Source organism: Rugamonas sp. (assembly GCF_025354735.1).
In the GTDB taxonomy this organism is placed as follows: domain Bacteria; phylum Pseudomonadota; class Gammaproteobacteria; order Burkholderiales; family Burkholderiaceae_D; genus Rugamonas.
Genome location: NZ_JANXMI010000333.1, coordinates 1 through 5811, shown reverse-complemented (window position 1 = coordinate 5811; position 5811 = coordinate 1). Strand labels below are relative to the sequence as shown.

Annotated in this window: 7 protein-coding genes; 4 read left to right on the top strand and 3 right to left on the bottom strand. The window is 66.1% G+C overall.

What is annotated here, in order from left to right; all coding sequences use genetic code 11:
* From Q0S71_RS27335 to Q0S71_RS27325, 3 genes are all read right to left on the bottom strand, one after another.
* The coding region (locus Q0S71_RS27335; protein ID WP_296002976.1) for a hypothetical protein at nucleotides 1-268 on the bottom strand (268 nt) is incomplete at its 3' end.
* Nucleotides 265-741, bottom strand: coding sequence for a type II toxin-antitoxin system VapC family toxin (locus Q0S71_RS27330; protein WP_296002971.1), 477 nt, complete (start codon nucleotides 739-741; stop codon nucleotides 265-267). The genes Q0S71_RS27335 and Q0S71_RS27330, both read right to left, overlap by 4 nt.
* Nucleotides 719-1030: a plasmid stability protein gene (locus Q0S71_RS27325; protein WP_296002968.1), complete on the bottom strand. Its 312-nt coding sequence runs from the start codon at nucleotides 1028-1030 to the stop codon at nucleotides 719-721. The genes Q0S71_RS27330 and Q0S71_RS27325 overlap by 23 nt, the downstream gene beginning before the upstream one ends.
* 59 nt (nucleotides 1031-1089) lie before the next feature.
* Here Q0S71_RS27325 and Q0S71_RS27320 point away from each other — a divergent pair, with 59 nt between their 5' ends.
* From Q0S71_RS27320 to Q0S71_RS27305, 4 genes are read left to right on the top strand one after another with little or no spacing between them, the layout of a single operon-like run.
* Nucleotides 1090-2685, top strand: a complete 1596-nt coding sequence (locus Q0S71_RS27320; RefSeq protein ID WP_296002965.1) for a DUF4080 domain-containing protein — start codon at nucleotides 1090-1092, stop codon at nucleotides 2683-2685.
* A gap of 59 nt (nucleotides 2686-2744) precedes the next feature.
* Nucleotides 2745-3875 (top strand): ABC transporter permease, encoded by a 1131-nt coding sequence (locus Q0S71_RS27315; protein WP_296002962.1) that lies wholly within the window; start codon nucleotides 2745-2747, stop codon nucleotides 3873-3875.
* Entirely contained in the window at nucleotides 3875-4723 is an 849-nt protein-coding gene (locus tag Q0S71_RS27310) for an ABC transporter ATP-binding protein (protein ID WP_296002959.1), read from the top strand. Before Q0S71_RS27315 ends, Q0S71_RS27310 begins: the two co-directional genes overlap by 1 nt.
* Nucleotides 4723-5682, top strand: coding sequence for an MlaD family protein (locus tag Q0S71_RS27305; RefSeq protein ID WP_296002956.1), 960 nt, complete (start codon nucleotides 4723-4725; stop codon nucleotides 5680-5682). The genes Q0S71_RS27310 and Q0S71_RS27305 overlap by 1 nt, the downstream gene beginning before the upstream one ends.
* The last annotated feature ends 129 nt before the right edge of the window (nucleotides 5683-5811 follow it).

Genomic DNA, 5811 nt, shown 5'->3' with positions numbered 1-5811 from the left:
GGCCCACCCATATGGTTTTGGCGGCGACAGAGCCTGTCGCGGTGGCAGTGCCCGGCGGGCCTCCAGTTCCCGCGTCCACGCCTTGGGGTGCGTGCGCCATGAGTTCTGCGCGCACCTGCGGGGTAATTGCGGTGCTGGTTGGCCCATTTACGCTGTTTTGGGGATTAATTTGGGCTGTAGCCCTCGTAAATAGTGCATAGTTAGCTACTAACAAAGTAGCAAACAGAGTGGCAAACAGCCAGCGAGGCAGGGCGGTGGGCAGTTTCATTTTGAATCTGTCGGAGCATAAGCGCAGCGCAAAGTTCCGCTGGCCCGACAGCCCCAAGGATTGACCATCTCAACCCCCACGCCTTCAAAATCGCGTGTGTTGCGGGTGACCAGGGTGGCGACATGAGCCAGGCAACTTGCGGCAATCATCGCGTCTTGCACTTGCATCGGGCGGCCTGCCTTGCTGCGGGTTGCCATGATGTCGGCGTAGTAGGCCGTGGCGGCGCTGCCAAAAGGCAGTATCCGGCCCGCAAAGTCCTGCGCCAGCAAAGCCAGCAGCGCGGTATGAAGCCGAGTTTTTTTGCGTCCTGTGTTCAGCAAGGCGACGCCGTGCCGCAATTGCTCCTCGGTCATGGTGGCAATGTGCCAGGCGCTGTCATCAAGGGCCGTGAGTGCCTGTAAGACGGCGGGTTCGGGCCGCTCCCGCATCAATTCGGACACCACATTGGTGTCAAGCACATACAGGATTGCCATGGCGATCGGCCTGCCCGAACTTGAGTGGTTCGAACTTGGCCGGTGGCCTGGCGATGCTGCGTGGCACGGCAGGCAAATCTACCCCACCTGCGGCTGCAAACCTTGCGTGAATGCGGTTTGCCAGACGCGTGTGCTGGGTCGCAAGTGCATTGACCGCAGGCACTGTGCCCAAAGCGCAGCGCAATATCCGGCGGGCCTGCTCTTCCATGGAGGAGCCTTGGCGCGCCGCCTCAAAGCGCAGGCGGTTTTTAAGCGAGGTGTCAATTTGACGGATGGCAATGCTGTGCATGGCGTTCCTTGCGTGGCAGCTTTTATACATACAAAACAGAACGATATCATTGATATCAAATGGTTACCCGTCCCTCATCGCCCAAGCTTGTCTGTGAAGACCCGCCGGCAGCAAATTTTGGGCAACGGCGGGCCGCGCCAGCCATCATCCTCTGCACCCTCAACGCCAAATACATCCACGCTTCGCTGGGGTTGCGCTACCTGCTGGCCAACATGGGGGATTTGAAGGCGCAGACTGTTCTGCGTGAGTTCACCATCGCCCGCAAGCGGCAGGAGATGGTGGACGAACTGCTGGCGGCGCTGGGTGAGGCTGAGTTGGGTGCGGTGCAGGTGATTGGCTTCGGCGTCTACATCTGGAACGTGACGCAAACCTGCGCGCTGGTGCGCCTGCTCAGGGCGCTGCGGCCGGGCATCAAGATCGTGCTGGGCGGGCCCGAGGTGAGCCATGAGGTGGAGCAGCAAGACATCGTGCAACTGGCTGACCATGTGATCACCGGCTGGGGCGATGTGAGCTTTCGCAAACTGTGCCGCGCGCTGTTGCATGGACCCCAGCCGCTCATGAAAATCATAGCGGGTGAGCAGCCGCCGCTGGACCAGATCAAGCTGCCTTACGCCGAATACACCGACGCCGACTTGGCGCACCGCCTGCTGTACGTGGAGGCCTCGCGCGGCTGCCCGTTCAAGTGCGAATTCTGCCTGTCGGCGCTGGACAAGACCGCCTGGCCCTTCGGCCTCGAGCCCTTCCTCGCCGAAATGGAGGCGCTGCACGCGCGCGGCGCCCGCCTGTTCAAATTCGTCGACCGCACCTTCAACCTGAACATCAAGACCAGCCTGAAGATCATGCAGTTCTTCCTCGATAAGCTGGCGGCCAATCCGGACGATCCGGTCTACGCCCACTTCGAGCTGGTGCCCGACCACCTGCCGGACGCGCTGAAGGAGGGCATCAGCAAATTCCCGCCCGGCGCGCTGCAGTTCGAAATCGGCATCCAGAGCTTCAACCCCGAGGTGCAGGCGCTGGTCAGCCGCAAGCAGGACAACCAGAAGGCGGCCGAGAACATCCGCTGGTTGTGCGAACAGTCGCACGCCCACCTGCACGTCGACCTGATCGCCGGCCTGCCGGGCGAGGACGTGGCCAGCTTCGCCCTCGGCTTCAACAAACTCGTCGCGCTGAAACCGCACGAGATCCAGTTCGGCATCCTCAAGCGCCTGCGCGGCACGCCCATCATCCGCCACACCGAAACCTACGGCCTGGTGTTCGACCCGCACCCGCCCTACACCATCCTGGCCAACAAGCACATCGACTTCATGACCATGCAGCGCCTGGTGCGCTTCGCCCGCTACTGGGACCTGGTGGCCAACTCGGGGCGCTTCGCCAACACGGTGATCTGCCTGATGGGCGAGGCGCCGTTCGAGAATTTCATGGACTTCTCCGACTGGCTGTACGCGAAGACCGACGCCACCCACCGCATCGCCCTCGACCGCCTGGCCGGCCTGGTCTCGCAATGGCTGCAGACGCGCGGCATGAGCGTGCTCGAGGCGAACCTGCTGCTGGCGAGCGACTACGCCGGGCGCAACGATGCGGCCGCGCCGAAGGGCAAGACGGCCGGCGCGGAGGCGCCGCTGCCGCAGCGCCAGGCGCGCCATCTCGCGGCCTGATCGGGTGACGCCCCGGAACAGCGGTGGCGGAGCCGGCCATTCTCCCTTAAACTGAGCCCATGCCACTTTCACAAGAGCCCACCCTGAGCCTGAGCCCCGACGCAAAATCGGGCTCCACCGCGACCGCCAGCGGCACCTGGCAAGTCCACGCGCTGGCGCAGGGACACGCGATGCGCACCATCGGCGCGCAACTGGCGCCGCTGCGGGCGGACGCCGAACTGGCCTGGGATCTGACGCGCATCGACAGCATCGACCACATCGGCGCCCAGTTGTTCTGGAACGCCTGGGGCAAGCGCCGTCCCGCGCGCCTGCAACTGGCGCCGGCCCAGGAGGAATTCTTCAAGCGCATCGAGCAGGCCGGCGATCTGGAGATGCCGCGCCAGCGCACCCAGCGCCTGACCTCGGTGATGCTGCTGGGCTTCAAGATGCTCTCCTTCTTCGAGCACCTGGCGGGCTTCGTCGCCCTGGTCGGACAAGTCGCGCAGGACCTGGCGCGCTTCGCCCGCCGCCCCATGCGCGGGCCGTGGCGCGAAATCTCCGCCAACATCTTCCACGCCGGCTTCCAGGCGCTCGGCATCACCGCCCTGGTCGGCTTCCTGATCGGCGTCGTGCTGTCCTACCTGTCGGCGCAGCAGTTGCGCGCCTTCGGCGGCGACATCTACCTGGTCAACCTGCTCGGCATGAGCGTCATCCGCGAACTGGGGCCGCTGCTGGCGGCCATCCTGGTGGCCGGCCGCTCCGGCTCCTCGATCACCGCGCAACTGGGCGTCATGCGCGTCACCGAGGAGCTCGACGCGATGCTGGTGATGGGCATCTCGCACGGCTTCCGCCTGATCATGCCGAAGGTGCTCGCGCTGGCGATCTCGATGCCGCTGCTGGTCATCTGGACCGACACCGCCGCCCTCATCGGCGGCATGGTGGCGGCGAAAATCGAACTCAATCTGTCCTCGCGCTACTTCATCCAGAAGCTGCCCGACGCGGTGCCGCTGGCGAACTACCTGATCGGCCTGGGCAAGGGCGCCGTGTTCGGCACCCTGATCGCGCTGGTGTCCTGCCACTTCGGCCTGCGCATCAAGGCCAACACGGAAAGCCTGGGACGCGGCACCACCACCGCCGTGGTCGCCGCCATCACGGTGGTGATCCTGGCCGACGCCGTCTTCGCCATCGTCTTCAACGGCGTGGGTTACTGATGGCCGACGCCGACAACAGCTGCGCCGCGCCGGCCGCCTTCGACCTGCACGGCGACGCGCCGGTGGTCGAGATCAGCAATCTGTGGAGCAAGTTCGGCCGCACCGTGGTGCACCAGAACCTGAACCTGTCCATCGTGCGCGGCGAGATCATGTCCATCGTCGGCGGCTCCGGCACCGGCAAGACGGTGCTGCTGCGCCAGATGCTGGGACTGGAGCGGCCGGCGCGCGGCTGCGTGCGCGTCTTCGGCGAGGACATCAGCGAGGGCGATTCGGCCCACCTGCAGCAGTTGCGCAACCACTGGGGCATGCTGTTCCAGCAGGGCGCCCTGTATTCGGCGCTGACGGTGTTCGACAACGTCGCCCAGCCGATGCGCGAGTTGCGCGTCCTACCCGAGGACTTGATACGCGACGCCGTATTGTTGAAGATGAACATGGTCGGCCTGGGCCCCGAGCACGCCGCCAAGATGCCCTCCGACCTGTCCGGCGGCATGATCAAGCGGGTCGCGCTGGCGCGCGCCCTGGCGCTGGAGCCGAAACTGCTCTTCCTCGACGAACCGACGGCCGGCCTCGACCCGGACCTGTCGGAAACCTTCGTCGCGCTGATCCAGTCGCTGCACCGCGAACTGGGCCTGACGGTGGTGATGGTGACGCACGACCTGGACACCCTGTTCGCGCTCTCCACGCGCATCGCCGTGCTGGCCGAAAAGCACGTCATCGCGGTCGGCCCGACGCGCGAGGTGATCCGCGTCGAGCACCCCTTCATCAAACAATTTTTCCTCGGCGACCGCGGACAACGCGCGCTGGCGGTGCTCGACGAGCGCCGCGCAAAACAGAACCCGGAGGTGTAATGGAAAACAGATCGCACGCATTGATGACAGGCTTCTTCACCATTCTGCTGCTGATCGCGGCGCTGCTGTTCGGCGTCTGGTTCAACCGCGACCGCATCGAGCGCGTGCCCTATCTGCTGGCGACGACGCTGTCGGTGCCCGGCCTGAATCCGCAGGCGGCCGTGCGCTACCGCGGCCTGGAGGTGGGCAAGGTCGACGCCATCGATTTCGACCCCGGCGTGGCCGGCCGCATCCTGGTCCACATCAGCGTCGACAAGGACACCCCGGTCACCGTCAGCACCTACGCCACGCTGGGCTACCAAGGCGTGACCGGCATCGCCTACGTGCAGCTCGACGACGAGCAGAGCGGCTCGAAGCTGCTGGCCACCAGCGCCGCCAATCCGGCCCGCATCGAGCTGCGCCCCGGCCTGCTCGACCAGCTGGAAAAGCGCGGCAAGAAGATCCTCGACCAAGCCGAGACGCTGACGACGAAAATGAACCAGCTGCTCAGCCCGGAGAACCAGAAAGTGATGCTGGGCGCCTTCCAGGACGTCAGCGCCGCCGCCAAGGCCTACGCCTCCGTCCCGCAGCAGCTGGCGCCCACCCTGGCGACGCTGCCGCAGCTGAGCGAGCAGGCGCGGCGCAGCCTGGTGGCGGTGGCCGGCGCCAGCGCCGACGTCAGCCGCGTGGCGCAGAATTTCGACGCGCTGGGCCAGCGCCTGCAGGCGCCCGGCGGCGCGCTCGACAAGATCGGCGGCACCGTCGAGCGGGTCGGCCTGTCGGTCGAGGCGATCGGCGCCGGCATCGAGCTGGAGGCGCTGCCGCACGTGATCGACCTGAGCGACGAGGCGCGCTCCTCGATGCGGGTGCTGAAGCGCACCATGGAGGGCCTCAACGAGCGCCCGCAGAGCATCCTGTTCGGCGCCCCGGACGCGCCGCCCGGCCCCGGCGAAGCCGGCTTTGTCGCCCCGACCCAATGAGGAACACCATGCACACTCCCCCCCGCCGCAAGCTGACCGCGCTGGCCCTGGCCGCCGCCCTGCTGGGCGGCTGCGCCAGCCACGCGCCGCTCGCCACCCTGTACGATTTCGGCCCGCCGCCCGGCGCCG

Excerpts from the sequence above, each read along its gene's own strand:
- Q0S71_RS27325 (WP_296002968.1), bottom strand. The coding sequence starts at position 1,030 with ATGCACAGCATTGCCATCCGTCAAATTGACACCTCGCTTAAAAACCGC.
- Q0S71_RS27320 (WP_296002965.1), top strand. The coding sequence starts at position 1,090 with ATGGTTACCCGTCCCTCATCGCCCAAGCTTGTCTGTGAAGACCCGCCG.
- Q0S71_RS27310 (WP_296002959.1), top strand. The coding sequence starts at position 3,875 with ATGGCCGACGCCGACAACAGCTGCGCCGCGCCGGCCGCCTTCGACCTG.
- Q0S71_RS27330 (WP_296002971.1), bottom strand. The coding sequence starts at position 741 with ATGGCAATCCTGTATGTGCTTGACACCAATGTGGTGTCCGAATTGATG.
- Q0S71_RS27315 (WP_296002962.1), top strand. The coding sequence starts at position 2,745 with ATGCCACTTTCACAAGAGCCCACCCTGAGCCTGAGCCCCGACGCAAAA.
- Q0S71_RS27305 (WP_296002956.1), top strand. The coding sequence starts at position 4,723 with ATGGAAAACAGATCGCACGCATTGATGACAGGCTTCTTCACCATTCTG.